Raw genomic sequence first — 15,253 nt, 5'->3', positions numbered from 1 at the left:
ACCTTGAAACTCTTTGCTTGCCGGATCGAGCCACCACTCTCCCGATCCTGGCTGAGAAGACCGACTACTCGTCGATCAACTGCCCACCCGGCAGGAAATTCCAAGTGCGGGTGACATGCAGGATGTCCGGATTCTCGTCCGTGCGCGGCAGCGGCGGGTAGGGTTCGGCCAGCTTGGCGATGCGCAGCGCGGAGGCGTCCAGCAGCGGAATGCCGCTGCTCTTGATGATGTCGGCGCGCTCGACCGAACCGTTGCGGCGGATCGCCACGCTGATCACTACCTGGCCCGCCAGGCGACGACGCCGTGCCTCGTCGGGATAGTTGAGGTTGCCGACGCGTTCGACGCGGTCGACCCACTCGCGCAGGTAGCCGGCCCACGAATATTCCTGCGTGCTCGCTGAAACGAACTTGCGCGACGGCCGCTTGGCGTATCGCTCCGAACGCAGATGGATCTCGGCGGCCAGGCGCGCCATCTCCACGTCACGCTCGATCTTCTCCTGGCCCTGAGGCAGCGGCCGCTCGCTCGGGGTCGGCGTGGCGCGCGGCGTAGGCGTGGTGGTTTCGCCGCGAATGCTGCTGGCCACGCGCGTCTGCGGCGCCGGTTGCGGCGCGGGCGACTGCGCGCGCAACTGCCGAGGCGCGATGCCGGAAGCGGCCTGCGGCAACGGTCCGGATTGTGCTTCGCGCGGACGCGTGCTCTTGTCGTGCTCGCCACCGCCCTGGTTGTTGGCCTGGGCCAGGAAATCGGCCTGTTTTGGCGTCAGCGCGGAGGTGGTCTGGGTCAGGATCACGTCCAGCGTCGGCATCACCGGCGCGGCGTTCTCCAGAGTCCAGCCGACCCCGAGCAGCAACATGCCGTGCGCCAGCAACGACAGCACGAACGTTGCGCTGACGCGACCGTTCTCACCGACGCCTTGCGGTGCGGGCGTTGCCACCGCGTCGATAGTCACTGCGCTCATGCGATGACTGCAATACGGGATTCGATCGCCTCGAACAAGGTCGCGGCGATGTTGATGCCGTATTGCGCGTCCAGTTCGCGGATGCACGTCGGGCTGGTGACGTTCACTTCGGTCAGGTAATCGCCGATCACGTCCAGGCCGACGAACAGCATGCCGCGCCGCTTCATTTCAGGGCCGACCTGGGCCGCGATCCAGCGGTCGCGCTCGCTCAGCGGGCGGCCTTCGCCACGGCCGCCGGCGGCGAGGTTGCCGCGGAATTCGTCGCCTTGCGGAATGCGCGCCAGGCAGTAGTCCACCGCCACGCCATCGACCAGCAGGATGCGCTTGTCGCCTTGCGTGATCTCGGGAATGAAGCGCTGCGCCATCGCCAGGTGACGCCCGCTTTCGGTCAGCGTTTCCAGGATCACGTTGGTGTTGGGGTCGCCGGCGCGCGCGCGGAATATCGAGCGCCCACCCATGCCATCGAGCGTCTTCAACACGGCGTCGCCATGTTCGGCGATGAAGGCCTTCAGTTCTCCCGCATGCCGGCTGACCAGCGTGGGCGGGCAGCATTGCGGGAACTCCAGCGCCGTCAGTTTCTCGTTCATGTCGCGCAGGCCGCGCGGATCGTTGACGATCAGCGCGCCCGCGGACTGGGCCAGGCTGAGAATCTGCGTGTCGTGGACGTAGGCCGGATCGACCGGCGGGTCCTTGCGCATCAGCACGATCTGGCCCCGGCCGAAGCGCAGGGTCGACCAGTCGCCGAGCTCGAACCAGCCCGCCTTGTCGTCCTTGACCCGCAGCGGGGCGACACGCGCCTGCGCCACACCGTCGCGTATGGTCAGCCCGCCGGGTTGCACGTAATGGGGCCGGTGGCCGCGTCGCTGCGCTTCCAGCAGCATGGCGAAGGTCGAGTCCTTGGCGATCTTGATCGACCCGATCGGGTCCATCACGACGATGATGTCGAGCGGCATGGGGATGGCGGGCAGGGTAGTGTGGCGATGGTAGCAGCGCTGCCGGATCGGGAGACGTCCCCGGGCGCGGCGCGGCTCTTGCCCTGTCAGGAAAGTGACCGGGGACCCGGATCGGCGGCCTGCGTCTGGCCGGGGCGGCCAGCCCCGAGTCATGCTGGTCAAAGCCGGTCGACCTGCGTTTTTTCCACGCATTCAGCCGGTCTCGCCGAAATTTGTCGCTTGACAGCCCATACGCGGGTTGGAATAAAGTCACTTTCGCGGTGTGCCCAAGCGCACTACCGCACGGGGGAATACGAATGCTTGAAGAGGTCAGAAGCGGCAGCCTCGACGGTCTGAAGGTCATGGTCATCGATGATTCGAAGACCATCCGTCGAACCGCCGAAACGTTGCTGAAGCGCGAGGGCTGCGAGGTAGTCACGGCTACCGACGGGTTCGAGGCGTTGGCGAAGATCGCCGACCAGCAGCCACAGATCATCTTCGTGGACATCATGATGCCGCGGCTGGACGGCTATCAGACCTGCGCCCTGATCAAGAACAATCAACTGTTCAAGGCCACGCCGGTCATCATGCTGTCGTCCAAGGATGGCCTGTTCGACAAGGCGCGCGGACGTATCGTCGGGTCCGAGCAATACCTCACCAAGCCATTCACGCGCGAGGAACTCCTCGACGCCATCCGAAAGCACGTCAACAACGCCTGACCGGGGGGTAAGGCAGCCATGGCACGAATTCTTCTTATCGAGGACTCGCCGACCGACACGGCGGTTCTCACCCAATTGCTCGAGCGCAACGGCCACCAGGTGCTGGCATCGGGCAGCGCCGAGGACGGCATCGAGGTTTGCCGCCGCGAGCGCCCCGACCTGGTGCTGATGGACGTCGTGCTGCCAGGCATGAACGGCTTCCAGGCGACCCGCGCGCTGTCGCGCGATGTCGACACCAAGGCGATCCCGGTGCTGATCGTCAGCACCAAGGGCATGGACACCGACAAGGCCTGGGGCATGCGTCAGGGGGCCAAGGATTACATCGTCAAGCCGCCGCGCGAGGACGAGCTGATCGCCCGGATCAACGACCTGATCGGTGTCTGAGCCCGCGATGAGCAAGCACGCCGCCCTGTCGCCCTTCGACGTACTGGCCGACTACGAGCGCCGCAGCCTGGCGCACGTAGCGGGTCTGCCCGAGCAGCTCGACGCGCCCGGCCTGTGGCGCGGCGTCGGTTACCGCATTGGCACCCGCCGCCTGGCGTCGGGGTTCGGCGAAGTGCTGGAAATCCTGCCGATCCCGCAGATCACCCCCGTCCCCGGCGCGCAGCCGTGGATGCTGGGCGTGGCCAACGTGCGCGGCAACCTGCTGCCGATCGTCGACCTCAAGCAATTCCTGGAAGGCGAACGCACGGTCCTGCACGAAGGCCAGCGCATCCTGCTGGTGCGCCAGCCGGGCGGCGACGTGGCGGTGCTGATCGACGAGCTCTACGGCCAGCGCAGCTTCAACGAACAACAGCAACTCAACGACGAGGAGGCCCAGGCGGCCCAGCTCGTCGAAGGTCGCTACGCCCATTTCATCGACCGGGCTTACCGCCTGGGCGACCATCCATGGGGGATCTTCAGCCTGGAACGGCTGGCCCGGACCCCCGAATTCCGACAAGCCGCGGCCTAGCCGTCAACCAATACGTCTGCCGCAAAAAGCAGCAATACATTCGAGGCTGAACCATGAGCACTGTGATGGATTCCGTGGCCGGCAAGGGCCGTAACGTCGGCGTCAATACCTGGCTGGTCGTGCTGGGCTTGTCGGTGCTCGTCTTCGGCGTGAACACCGGCTACGCGACCTGGAAAGCCGCACGACTAGGCGGCGCCAGTTCGGCGGCCTCGGACTTGCGCGTGCTCTCGCAGCAGCTGGCGGTGCAGGGCCAGGAGGCGGTCAGCGGCGACGCCAAGATGTTCGAGACGTTCAAGTCCACCAAGGGCGAGATCGACAACAACGTCTCCCAGCTCAACAAGAACTTCGGCACCACCGCCGGCGTGTCGGGCCCGATCGAGACCGTGTCCTCCACCTGGAGCACGCTGGGCCAGAGCGCCGACCAGGTGATCGCCAGCGAACAGGCGGTGCTGGGCCTGGCCGGCAAGGCCGACAGCTTCGCCAGCCGCGTGCCGCAGATGCAGGCGCGCCTGGACGAGCTGGTGCGCGCGATGTCGGCCTCCGGCTCGCCGTCCTCGCAGGTCTACATCGCCCTGCGCCAGGTCGTGCTGTCGGGAACGATGGCCCGCCGCATCACTGAAATCCGTGCCGGCGGCAGCGGCGCCGCGCTGGCCGGTGAAGCGCTGGGTCGCGACGCTGCGGTGTTCGGCAACGTCCTGATCGGCCTGCGCAAGGGCGACGCCGCCTTCGGCGTGACCCCGCTCGGCAACAGCAGCGCGCTGGCCGCGCTCACCCAGGCCGAAACGCTGTGGCTGGATATGAAGAAGGACCTCGACGCCATCCTGTCCAGCTCGCAGAACCTGTTCCGCGCGCAGTCGGCGGCCGCCTCGATCACCACCGGCTCCAACAAGCTGCTGGCCGACAGCCAGAACCTCTTCCGCGCCTTCACCGCCTTCGGCTCGCTGAAGGACACCAGCGTGATGGGCAACATCTGGCTGTCGATCCTGTCCGGTATCGCCGCTCTGATCGCCATCGCCGGCTTGCTGATCTCGCTCAACAGCGCGCAGAAGAAGCGCTACGAAAGCACCAAGGAACTCAACGACCGCAACCAGGAGGCGATCATGCGCCTGCTGGACGAAATGGGTTCGCTCGCAGAAGGCGACCTGACGGTGAAGGCGACGGTCACCGAGGACATGACCGGCGCGATCGCCGACTCGATCAACTTCGCCGTCGAGCAGCTGCGCAGCCTGGTGCAAACCATTACCGACACCTCGGTGCAGGTGGCATCCAGCGCCCAGGAGACGCAGGCCACCGCCATGCACCTGGCCGAGGCCGCCGAGCACCAGGCGCAGGAGATCAACTCCGCCTCCGACCGCATCAGCGAAATCGCGGCGAGCATCAACCAGGTGTCGCGCAACTCGGCCGAATCGGCGGACGTGGCGCAACGCTCGGTGCAGATCGCGACCAAGGGCGCGGGCGTGGTGCGCCAGACGATCGCCGGCATGGACAGCATCCGCGACCAGATCCAGGAAACCTCCAAGCGAATCAAGCGACTGGGCGAAAGCTCCCAGGAAATCGGCTCGATCGTGGAACTGATCAACGACATCTCGGAACAGACCAACATCCTGGCGCTGAACGCGGCCATCCAGGCGGCCTCGGCGGGTGAAGCGGGCCGCGGGTTCGCGGTCGTGGCCGACGAAGTGCAGCGACTGGCAGAACGCGCATCGAACGCTACCAAGCGAATCGAAACGCTGGTGCAAACGATTCAGTCCGACACCAACGAAGCGGTCAGCTCGATGGAGCAGACGACCTCGGAAGTGGTCGCCGGTGCGCGACTGGCCGAGGACGCGGGTACCGCGCTGGGCGAGATCGAAAAGGTCTCGTCCGACCTGTCCAACCTCATTCAGGGCATCTCCAGCGCGGCGCAGCAGCAGTCCAGCGCTGCAACGAACATCACCGCGACGATGAACACGATCCAGTCGATTACCGCTCAGACGTCGCAAGGCGCCAACCAGACCGCGGCATCGATTGGAAACCTGGCACAGCTCGCCGCCGACCTGCGTCGCTCGGTCGCCGACTTCAAGCTGCCGGCCTGAGGACGGGATAGCACCGCGGATGAACAGCTTCCTGACCGGCCGGCACCACCGATGCGGCCCCGATGACATGCGGGGCCTACGATGACGGTGATGCGCGACGCGATCGACACCACCACGCTCGGCTGGATCAAGCCGGAACTGGACGAGACCCTGCGCCAGGCGCGCCAGGAGATCGAGACCTACGCCGAGAATCCGGGCGACACCAGCCGCATGCGCGCCTGCGCCAGCCACCTGCACCAGGTGCACGGCACGCTGCGCATGGTCGAGCTGTACGCCCCGGCGATGGTCGCCGAGGAGATGGAGCGCCTGTCGCTGGCGTTGCAGCTGGGCCAGGTCGCAGACCGAGACGACGCCTGCGCGGCGCTGATGCGCGGCGTGGTGCTGCTGCCTGATTACCTGGAACGCCTGCAGGGCGGCCATCGCGACATTCCGATCGTGCTGCTGCCGCTGCTCAACGAACTGCGCGCCGCGCGCGGCGAGCCGGGCCTCAACGAAAGCGTGCTGTTCTCGCCAGATCTCGACCGGCCGCTGCCGCAGGACCTGCCGGTTCCGGCGACTACCTCGCCCAAGGCGGTACGCAACTCGGCGGCGCCGCATCTGGCCGCGCTGCGCGAAGCGCTGACCGCGTGGCCCGAGGACAGCACGCCGATCGATCCGGCGCGCCTGGCCAATGCGATCGACGGCCTGCTCGGCGACGTCGTGTTCGAGCCCGTGCGTCGCATGTTGTGGGTGGCCTCGTCGGTCGCCGGCGCGTTGCGCGATGGCGCACTGCCGCCGACGCGTTCGCTGCGCCAGGCCTTCGCCGGTGTCGAGCGCGAAGCCCGCCAGATCCTGTCCGACAACGACTTCAGCGCCCCGCGCAGCGAACCCGCCGCGGAGCCGACCCGTCAGTTGCTGTACCACGTCGCCCACAGCGACGGCCGCCATCCGGCCCTGGACCACCTGCGCGAGACCTTCGAGCTCGACGCGCACCTGCCCAGCGAATCGGAGCTGGAGCACGCCCGCGGCAGCCTGAGCGGCCGCAACCGTGCGTTGCTCGACACGGTATCGGCGGCGATCAAGGAAGACCTGCTGCGGGTCAAGGACACGCTCGACCTGCACCTTCGCACCGGCCAGACCGATGTTGCCGACCTGCAGCCGCAGGTCGAGGCGCTCGGCCGCGTCGGTGACACGCTGGGCATGATGGGCCTGGGTGTTGCACGCAACGTCGTGCTGCAACAACGCGATGCGATGCGCGAGATCGTCAGCGGCGACCGTCCCGCCGACGAGGGCGCGCTGCTCGACGTCGCCGGTGCGCTGCTCTATGTCGATGCCTCGCTCGACGATCAGGTCAGCCGCCTCGGACTGCCTGACGACAAGGCCGACGAGGACCTGCTGGCCAGCGAGTCGCGCAAGGTGCTCGACGTGGTCGTGCGCGAAGCCATCGCCAACTTCGGCGATGCTCGCCAGTCCTTCGTCGCCTTCGTGGAAACCAGCTGGGACCACGCCGAACTGGTCGAAGTGCCGCGCCTGCTCGATGAAGTCTCCGGCGCCCTGCGTATCCTTGATCTCGACCTGCCGGCTAGTTACCTGGTCGCCATCAAGCGCTTCACCGAAGTCGAGCTGATCGAACGCCGGCGCGTGCCCAACGGCCAGCAGCTCGATACGCTAGCCGATGCGCTGTCGAGCCTGGAGTACTACCTCGAGGCGCTGCGTTCGCAACGCCCGAACCGCGACAACATCCTGGAGATTGCGCGCCAGAGCCTGGAGCTGCTGAACTACTGGCCGGTGCCGGACGCGACCTTTGCGCCTTCGCCGATCACGGCCGACGACCTGGCGCGGGCGCCGCGCTTCGAAGCGGATGAGCGCGCGACACCGGCCTACTCGGTCGACAGGACGATCCACGAGGCCAAGCCGATGGCGTCGCAGCCATCGTCGCCGACCGCGCCCAAGGCGCCCGAAGCGGCACCCGCGATGTCGACGCCTTCCATTTCGGCACCTGCACCGGTGGCAACCACGGCGGCCGGCGTGGCCGCCGGTGGCTTCGAGCACAGCGACGATATCGACGACGAAATCCGCGAAGTCTTCCTGGAAGAACTCGAGGAAGAGATCGGCCACCTCGGCGAGTTGCTGCCGCCGTGGCGCGAGACGCCCGACGACAGCGAGAAGCTGCGTCCGATCCGCCGCGTCTTCCATACCCTCAAGGGCAGTGGCCGCCTGGTCGGCGCCAAGACACTGGGCGAGTTCAGCTGGAAGATCGAGAACATGCTCAACCGCGTGCTCGATGGCACGCGTCCGGCAAGCCCGGCCGTCATCGGCATGGTCGAGCACGCCTATGCGGTGCTGCCGCAGTTGCACGATGCATTGCGCAACCAGGGTGCGATCACAGCCGATCTGGCCGGCATGCAGGCGCATGCCGACCGCCTGGCCGCGGGCGAGGAAGTGGCGTACGTGCCTTCCGACGCGCGCGCCGAAGCGGTGGTAGAGACGATCGCGGAAGCGCCGCAGGTCGAAGAGCCCGCCGTCGCCGAAATCGCCGAAACGATATCGGTCGAAGTCGCGCCAATCGAGTTTGCCGAAGCAGTTGCCGAACCGGCCGGCGTGCCGGCCTCGATCGACCAGGTGCTGCTGGAGATCCTCGGCATCGAGGTGACCGGTCATCTGGCCACCATCGACCAGTGGCTGATCGCCGCGAATGCCGCGCCCATCCCGGCTGACGACGGCCTGCAGCGTGCGATCCACACGCTCAACGGCGCCTTCGCGATGACCGAAGTGCCGGTGATCACCGAGATCACCACGCCGACCGAAGCCTATATCAAGCGCCTGTTGGCCTCGGCTGCGCCCGCCAGCGCGGAAGGACTGTCGGCACTGGCGGCCGTGGTGCTCGCGATCCGGCAGACGCTCAGCGCGCTGCAATCCGAGCAGCCGCGCGTTCCGTTGTTTGCCGGGCTGGCAGAACGCATGGTGGCGCTGCGCGACAGCCTGCCGGATGCGCGCATGCCGATGCCGGTCGAGCCGGTCGAGGTGGAACCGGCCGAGTCCGCGTCCGTCGTCGAGGAGTTGACCCCCGAAGGGTTCGTCGCGGAGGAACTCGCCGCCGAGGAGCAGGAATACGCTGCGCTCGATCTCAGTGCGTTCGTGGGAATGGTCGAAACCGAGGAAGCGGAAGAACCGACCCGGATCGTGTTCGACGCCGGCGAACTGGAAGACGCGGCGACCACCGAAATCCTGCCGATGCAGTTCAGCGACGAAGCGGCGGCCGTCGGCGACCATTTCGTCGTCGACGCGCGCTGGATGTCGGCGACCATGCTCACATCGGAAGCCGACGGCGACTTGGCGCTGGCCGAGGCCGAAGTCGACACCCTCGAGGTCAACCTGCTCGAAGGCGAGCGCCTGGAAACCGAGCGCCGGGAAGCCGAGCGCCTGGAGGCCGAACGTCTTGCAGAACGGCTCGAAGTCGAGCGCCTGGAAGCGGAGCGTGCCGAAGTCGAACGTCTCGAAGGCGAACGCCTTGAGGCCGAGCGTCTTGAAGCCGGACGTATCGAGGCAGAGCTTGCCGAGGCCAATCGCCTGGAAGCCGAGCGTGTCGAAGCCGAACGCCTGGACGCGGAGCATGCCGAATTCCAGCGCCTCGAAGCCGAGCGCCTTGAAGTGGAACGCCTGGAAGCGGAACGTTCCGAAGCCGAGCGTCTTGAAGCCGAACGTCTGGCAGTCGAGCGCCTCGAAGGCGAGCGTCTCGCAGTCGAGCGTGTGGAGGCCGAACGCCTCGAAGCCGAACGACTCGAAGCCGAACGACTCGAAGCCGAACGCCTCGAAGCCGAACGCCTCGAAGCCGAACGACTCGAAGCCGAACGTCTGGAAGCCGAACGTCTCGAAGCCGAACGTCTCGAAGCCGAACGTCTCGAAGCCGAGCGTCTTGAAGCGGAGCGTCTCGAAGCCGAGCGCCTGGCCGAAGAGGAGCGTGAATACGCCCTCCTCGAGGCCGAGTATGCGCAGGCCGACGCCGCAGCGGCACAAGCTTCGAACGAAGTCGAGCCCGAGCAGGCGCACGCGCCCACGCCGGCGGCTGTCGAAGACGAGGAGCCTGCAGTCGCCGAATTGATCGCCCAGGCGGTCGCTGTCAGCGAGGATCCGGACGAAGCACTGGACCTGACCGGGCTTGACCCGGAACTGGTCGACATCTTCGTCGAGGAAGGCGTCGATCTGCTCGACCATTCCGACGGTCTGCTCGCGCGCCTGCGCCAGACGCCGGAAGACCGCGAACTGCTGGCAGGCCTGCAGCGCGACCTGCACACCCTCAAGGGTGGTGCGCGCATGGCCGGCATCATGGCCGTGGGCGAACTCGGCCACGTGATGGAGTCCCTGCTCGAGGCGGTGGTCGATCGCCGCGGCGAGCTTGGACGCGACGGCGTGCCGTTGCTCGAACGCGGATTCGACCGCCTGCACGGCATGATCACCCGCGTCGGCGAGCGCCGCGCCATCGCGATGCCGCACGCCCTGATCGCCGAGTTCGATGCGCGTTCGCGCGGCGAGACGGTGGCCCAGGCGCTGGCGCGGGTCGATTCGGCGGAGTCGGCCGAAACGTCCGTCGCAGCACCGAAGGTGGAACTCAAGCCGCTGTCGGCCCCGATCTCCGAGGCGCCCCTCGGCGAAGAGGACGATATCGGCGCCCGCGCTCCGCAGGAACAGGTGCGCATCCGCGCCGACCTGCTCGACCGTCTGGTGAACTACGCCGGTGAGGTCGCGATCTATCGCGCCCGACTGGAACAGCAGTTGGGTGCATTCCGCGGCGCCATCGCGGAAATGGCTGCGACCAACATCCGTATGCGCGACCAGTTGCGCCGACTGGAAATCGAAACCGAGGCGCAGATCATCGCGCGCTATCAGCGCGAACACGAAAGCACCGACTCGACCTTCGATCCGCTCGAACTCGACCGCTTTTCGACCCTGCAACAGCTGTCACGCGCACTGGCCGAATCGGCCGCCGACCAGGTCAGCCTGCAGACCACGCTCGACGACCTGACGCGCCAGTACGAAACCCTGCTGATGCAGCAGTCGCGCGTGAGCTCGGAACTGCAGGAAGGCCTGATGCGCACCCGCACGGTGCCGTTCGAGGTCCTGCAGCCGCGCCTGCGCCGTGTCGTGCGCCAGGCCTCGGCGGAACTGGGCAAGCAGGTCCAGCTGAAGCTGGACGGTGGACAGGGCGAACTCGATCGCAACGTGCTCGACCGCATGACCGCGCCGCTGGAGCACATGCTGCGCAACTCGGTCGCGCATGGCCTGGAAAAGCCGGACAAGCGCAAGAAGGCCGGCAAGCCGGAAGAGGGCACGATCCGCATCGCGGTGCGTCGCGAAGGTTCGGAAGTGGTGCTGGAAGTCAGCGACGACGGTGCCGGCCTCGACCGCGCCGCGATCCGCCGTCGCGCGGAAGCGCGCGGCCTGGTCCGCAGCGATGCCGTGCTCAGCGATGCCGATCTCGACGCGCTGATCCTCGAACCGGGTTTCTCCACCGCCGACGAGGTCAGCCGCCTGGCCGGCCGCGGTGTCGGCATGGACGTGGTCGCCAGCGAAGTCCGCCAGCTCGGCGGCACGCTCGACATCCACTCCACGCCAGGACGTGGCGTCACCTTCACGCTGCGCCTGCCGCAGACGCTGGCGGTTACCGATGCAGTGTTCGTGCGCATCGGCGAGACCACGTTCGCCGTGCCGATCGCCTCGGTGCGCGGCGTCGGCCGCATCGCCCGCGACCAGATCGACAATGTTGACGCGAACTACCGCTACGGCGGCGAGGACTACGCAGTGCACGACCTGGGCAACCTGGTCGGCCAGGCGCCGGCCAAGGCCGAAGGCCACCTGCAGATGCCGCTGCTGCTGATCCGCGCCGGCGACCTGCGCGCCGCGGTCTGCGTCGACCAGGTCGTGGGCAACCGCGAAATCGTGGTGAAGCCGGTCGGTCCCCAGGTGGCCTCGCTGCCGGGCATCTTCGGCGCCACCATCATGGGCGACGGCCGCGTCGTGGTGATCCTCGACGTCGCACCGCTGGTTCGCCGCCAGGCGCTGCTGCCGCGCGATCAGGTCGTCGTGCCTGCGCCCGTCGTCGAGACGCGCCACGTGCCGCTGGTCATGGTGGTCGACGACTCGGTCACGATGCGCAAGGTCACCGGCCGCGTGCTGGAGCGCCACAACTTCGAGGTGGCCACCGCGAAGGACGGCCTCGACGCGCTCGAGCGCATGGTCGACGTGGTTCCGGACCTGATGCTGCTCGACATCGAGATGCCGCGCATGGACGGTTACGAGCTGGCATCGGCGATGAAGGCCGACCCGCGCCTGCGCAACGTGCCGATCATCATGATCACCTCGCGTACCGGCGATAAGCATCGCCAGCGCGCGTTCGAGATCGGCGTCGAGCGCTACCTCGGCAAGCCGTACCAGGAACACGAGCTGCTGCGCAACGTGTTCGAACTGCTGGCACAGCAGCGCGCCGACGACGGATATCGCCATGACTGAACCGCGCCGCGTGGCATTGCTGGCCCGTCCCGGAGCTGCGCTCGATCGCATGCGCGGGGCGCTCGGCGATGCCGGCGCGCGGATCGTGCTCGAGGCCGATCCGACGCGGATCGAGCCGGCGGTGCTCAGCGATGCCTCGGCGGAGGTAGTGCTGGTCGTACTGGACCCGGTCACCGAGGAAGCGATCGACCGTTTCGACAGCGTCCTGGGCGATCCGTCGATCGAAGTCATTTTCGAGGAAGCCGAGCTCGCGCTCGCGCGTGAAGGCTGGGATGCGGCGCGTTGGGTCCGCCACCTCGCCGCCAAGTTGTACCGTCATGCCGACGTGTTGCCGCCACGCCGCGATGACGCGGCGTGGGAGTCGGCCGTAGCCCCGTTCACCGCGGAAGGCGGGCTGGCGCTGGCCGAGCTGACGCCCGTGGTGATCGACGAAGCGGCCGCAGCGTTGGATGACATCAGACTCGATGACATCGTGCTGGCCGACGTCGCGTTCGATGACCTGGCACGGGGTAGCGCTGGACACGACGACGTTGCGCTCGAAGACATCGCGCTTGACGGCGTCGCGCTCGACGACATTTCGCTGGGTGGCACCGCGTCAGACGACATCGCCCTTGAAGGCATGGCGCTCGACGACATTTCGCTGGGCGGAACCGCACTGGAAGGTTTCGGCAGCGATTTGACGCTGGAAGTCTCGGAGATGGAGCTGGTCGCGCCGCAATACGATGCGGGCGAGCTTGCCGGTTCCGACGAAACGGCCGACGAACTGACCTTCACCTTGCCGGACTTCGAGACCGCCGCTCCGACCATCGCCGACAGCCACGGCGAAAGCGATCGTTTTCGCCGCGACCTGGACGACCTGGAACGCCGCATCGCTTCGATGGGACTGGTCGATGACCGTGCGGTACAGGGCCCGGCCACCGGCGCCGTGCTGGTGATGGCCGGCATCGGTGGCCCCGATGCCGTGCGCCAGTTGCTGGGCGCGCTTCCCGCCGGATTCCCGCGGCCGGTGCTGGTGCAGCAGCGGCTCGATGGCGGCCGTTACGACCGACTGGTCACGCAGATGCAGCGTGCGACCACGCTGCCGGTGAAACTGGCCGAGCCGGGCATGCGTGCGTCGGGCGGCGAAATCTACATCCTGGCCGCCGAAGTCGGCGTCTCGGGCGGCGGCGACGGCATCGTCTTCAACGACCGGCCAGCCGAGGTGCTGTCCTCGCTGCCGACCGCGGACTCGGCCGTGCTGCTGCTGAGCGGCGCCGACGCCGCCGTCGTCGATGCCGTACTCAACCAATCCTGGTCCGGTGCGCTGGTTGCGGGACAGTCGCCCGAAGGCTGCTACGACGCGGCCGCGACCAACGCGCTGATCGCCCGTGGCGGCACTGCCGGACAGCCTGCCGAACTGGCCCGTCGACTGGTCGAACGCTGGCCGGCCTGAGGAACTGCGTGATGAAGCAACATACTCAAGAATCCGATATCCGCGGCGTGCTGATCCAGGTCGCCGCCGCGCGCCTGCTGCTGCCCAACGCGACCATCGCCGAGGTGATGTCCTACGCCGAACCCGAGCCGGTCGAAAACGCACCGGACTGGTTGCTCGGCCGCATCCGCTGGCGCGGCTGGCAGTTGCCGCTGGTGGCGTTCGCGCGGATGGCCGGCCTGGCCGAGGAAAAGGGCGGCCTGGGCAGCAAGGTGGTGGTGCTCAAGGCGCTCGGCAACAATTCGAAGGCGCCGTATTTCGCGATGCTGACGCAGGGCTTCCCGCGCCTGGTGACGGTGTCGCGCGACGGCCTGCTGGTGGATGCCGACGGCGACGCATTGCCGGCAGGCGTGCTGGCAAAGGTGCGACTCAACGAGGATTCCGCTTTCGTGCCCGACCTGAAGGTCGTGGAAACGCTGATCGGCGACGCGTTGGCGCAGGCGGCTTGAGCCCCGCGCCAGCGGCCCAGGTCGCTACGGGCCGCCTTGCAACGGCGGGCCTTGCAACGGACCGCTTCTCTTCCGTCGATGCGCTGCGCGGCCTCACCGTCGCGGCGATGCTGCTGGTCAACAATCCAGGCGACTGGAGCCACGTCTACGCGCCGCTGCTGCACGCGCAGTGGCACGGGTGTGCGCCCACCGACCTGATCTTCCCGATGTTCCTGTTCATCGTCGGCGTCTCGATCGCGTTGGCGCTGTTGCCGCGGGTGGAGCGGGGCGATGCTTCCGCGTCTTTGACCGGCACCGTGCTCAAGCGCGCTGCGCGCATCGCCGGCCTGGGGCTGCTGCTGCACCTGTGCGCGCTATGGGCGTTCGACCTGCCGCACTACCGGATCATGGGCGTGCTGCAACGCATCGGCTTGTGCTTCGCCGGCGCCGGATTGCTGGCGCTTCATGCACGTGCGCGTACGCAATGGGTGGCGCTCGCCGGGTTGCTGCTGGGCTACGGCGTGCTGCTGGCCAGTGGTGGGAGCTACGCGCCCTTGGAGAACATTGCCAGTCGTTTCGATCATGCCGTGCTGGGCGTGCATGTCTATCAACTCGATCCCGTCACTGGCCGAGGGCACGATCCGGAAGGCCTTCTCAGCACGCTCGGCGCGCTGGCCACGACGTTGCTCGGCTTGCGTGCGGGCGACTGGCTGCGCCGCGGGCGTCTTCGCGCGCTGTGGATCGCCGGGGCCGTGGCGCTGTTGGCCGGCTATGCGGCTTCGTACTGGCAGCCTCTCAACAAGAACCTGTGGACGCCGTCGTATGTGCTGTGGACCGGCGGCATCGCCTGCTGGTTGCTGGCGAGCTTCCACCTGCTCATCGACAAGCGGGGTTGGCCGGCGTGGGGGCGCGCATTCGGCGTCAATGCGATCGCGGCCTATGCCGGCTCGGCCCTCATGCTGTATGCGCTGGCCGCCGCGGGCTGGCTGGAGCCGCTGTATCGCCACGCTTTCGCCGACTGGATGACGCCGCGGTTCGGCCCCTACTTGCCGTCGCTGGCCTACGCGCTGGCATTCGTCGCGGTGTGGTGGGGCGTGGTGCGCTGGCTCGATGCGCGGCGGATCTATTTCAAGATCTGACGACCGGCAGGCCGTAAATCCAAACCTGAGCGTAGGCGTGCAACGCCGAATGCCTGCCCTGAGCCGGTCGAAGGGTCGAAGGTGGGCGCTCCG

At 67.4% G+C, this 15,253-nt stretch carries 11 protein-coding genes and 1 pseudogene; 9 read left to right on the top strand and 3 right to left on the bottom strand.

Annotated elements, in window-relative coordinates; all coding sequences use genetic code 11:
• Positions 1 to 64: 64 nt before the first annotated feature.
• Positions 65 to 958, bottom strand: a complete 894-nt coding sequence (locus J2X06_RS10750; RefSeq protein ID WP_430539568.1) for an energy transducer TonB — start codon at positions 956 to 958, stop codon at positions 65 to 67.
• Positions 955 to 1,911, bottom strand: a complete 957-nt coding sequence (gshB, locus tag J2X06_RS10745) for a glutathione synthase (protein WP_310062129.1) — start codon at positions 1,909 to 1,911, stop codon at positions 955 to 957. Before gshB ends, J2X06_RS10750 begins: the two co-directional genes overlap by 4 nt.
• A gap of 296 nt (positions 1,912 to 2,207) precedes the next feature.
• On the opposite strand from gshB, the gene pilG reads away from it, so the two are divergent.
• The 5 genes and pseudogenes from pilG to J2X06_RS18065 form a co-directional block, all read left to right on the top strand.
• The gene (pilG, locus tag J2X06_RS10740) at positions 2,208 to 2,609 is read left to right on the top strand and encodes a twitching motility response regulator PilG (protein ID WP_310062127.1); all 402 of its coding nucleotides are present in this window, start codon (positions 2,208 to 2,210) and stop codon (positions 2,607 to 2,609) included.
• Between the two features lie 18 nt (positions 2,610 to 2,627).
• Positions 2,628 to 2,993 (top strand): response regulator, encoded by a 366-nt coding sequence (locus J2X06_RS10735; protein ID WP_310062125.1) that lies wholly within the window; start codon positions 2,628 to 2,630, stop codon positions 2,991 to 2,993.
• 7 nt (positions 2,994 to 3,000) lie between these two features.
• Positions 3,001 to 3,561 (top strand): chemotaxis protein CheW, encoded by a 561-nt coding sequence (locus J2X06_RS10730; RefSeq protein ID WP_310062122.1) that lies wholly within the window; start codon positions 3,001 to 3,003, stop codon positions 3,559 to 3,561.
• A gap of 53 nt (positions 3,562 to 3,614) precedes the next feature.
• Positions 3,615 to 5,636: a methyl-accepting chemotaxis protein gene (locus J2X06_RS10725; RefSeq protein WP_310062119.1), complete on the top strand. Its 2,022-nt coding sequence runs from the start codon at positions 3,615 to 3,617 to the stop codon at positions 5,634 to 5,636.
• Between the two features lie 81 nt (positions 5,637 to 5,717).
• A pseudogene (locus J2X06_RS18065) lies at positions 5,718 to 7,928 on the top strand (Hpt domain-containing protein); the annotation flags it as partial.
• A gap of 1,057 nt (positions 7,929 to 8,985) precedes the next feature.
• On the opposite strand, the gene J2X06_RS18060 reads toward J2X06_RS18065, so the two are convergent.
• Complete coding sequence (locus J2X06_RS18060) at positions 8,986 to 9,630, bottom strand: pentapeptide repeat-containing protein (RefSeq protein WP_430539594.1); 645 nt, start codon at positions 9,628 to 9,630, stop codon at positions 8,986 to 8,988.
• An 83-nt stretch (positions 9,631 to 9,713) separates the two neighbouring features.
• On the opposite strand from J2X06_RS18060, the gene J2X06_RS18055 reads away from it, so the two are divergent.
• Genes J2X06_RS18055 through J2X06_RS10705 form a run of 4 tightly spaced genes read left to right on the top strand, consistent with a single transcriptional unit; the run spans position 9,714 to position 15,160 of the window.
• The gene (locus J2X06_RS18055; protein ID WP_430539593.1) at positions 9,714 to 12,122 is read left to right on the top strand and encodes a response regulator; all 2,409 of its coding nucleotides are present in this window, start codon (positions 9,714 to 9,716) and stop codon (positions 12,120 to 12,122) included.
• Complete coding sequence (locus J2X06_RS10715; protein ID WP_310062113.1) at positions 12,115 to 13,554, top strand: chemotaxis protein CheB; 1,440 nt, start codon at positions 12,115 to 12,117, stop codon at positions 13,552 to 13,554. The genes J2X06_RS18055 and J2X06_RS10715 overlap by 8 nt, the downstream gene beginning before the upstream one ends.
• A gap of 11 nt (positions 13,555 to 13,565) precedes the next feature.
• Positions 13,566 to 14,042, top strand: coding sequence for a chemotaxis protein CheW (locus J2X06_RS10710; protein WP_310062110.1), 477 nt, complete (start codon positions 13,566 to 13,568; stop codon positions 14,040 to 14,042).
• Complete coding sequence (locus J2X06_RS10705) at positions 14,039 to 15,160, top strand: acyltransferase family protein (protein WP_310062107.1); 1,122 nt, start codon at positions 14,039 to 14,041, stop codon at positions 15,158 to 15,160. The genes J2X06_RS10710 and J2X06_RS10705 overlap by 4 nt, the downstream gene beginning before the upstream one ends.
• The last annotated feature ends 93 nt before the right edge of the window (positions 15,161 to 15,253 follow it).

The sequence above is a fragment of the Lysobacter niastensis genome (assembly GCF_031457115.1).
Classification (GTDB): Bacteria; Pseudomonadota; Gammaproteobacteria; order Xanthomonadales; family Xanthomonadaceae; genus Lysobacter_J; species Lysobacter_J niastensis_A.
Note: the sequence above shows the minus strand (reverse complement) of the source record. Positions and strands in the feature narration are given on the sequence as shown.

What these genes read in the sequence shown, in the direction of transcription:
- J2X06_RS10715 (WP_310062113.1), top strand. Translation starts at nt 12,115, where the DNA reads ATGACTGAACCGCGCCGCGTGGCATTGCTGGCCCGTCCCGGAGCTGCG.
- J2X06_RS10730 (WP_310062122.1), top strand. Translation starts at nt 3,001, where the DNA reads ATGAGCAAGCACGCCGCCCTGTCGCCCTTCGACGTACTGGCCGACTAC.
- J2X06_RS10750 (WP_430539568.1), bottom strand. Translation starts at nt 958, where the DNA reads ATGAGCGCAGTGACTATCGACGCGGTGGCAACGCCCGCACCGCAAGGC.
- gshB (WP_310062129.1), bottom strand. Translation starts at nt 1,911, where the DNA reads ATGCCGCTCGACATCATCGTCGTGATGGACCCGATCGGGTCGATCAAG.
- J2X06_RS10710 (WP_310062110.1), top strand. Translation starts at nt 13,566, where the DNA reads ATGAAGCAACATACTCAAGAATCCGATATCCGCGGCGTGCTGATCCAG.
- J2X06_RS10735 (WP_310062125.1), top strand. Translation starts at nt 2,628, where the DNA reads ATGGCACGAATTCTTCTTATCGAGGACTCGCCGACCGACACGGCGGTT.
- pilG (WP_310062127.1), top strand. Translation starts at nt 2,208, where the DNA reads ATGCTTGAAGAGGTCAGAAGCGGCAGCCTCGACGGTCTGAAGGTCATG.
- J2X06_RS10725 (WP_310062119.1), top strand. Translation starts at nt 3,615, where the DNA reads ATGAGCACTGTGATGGATTCCGTGGCCGGCAAGGGCCGTAACGTCGGC.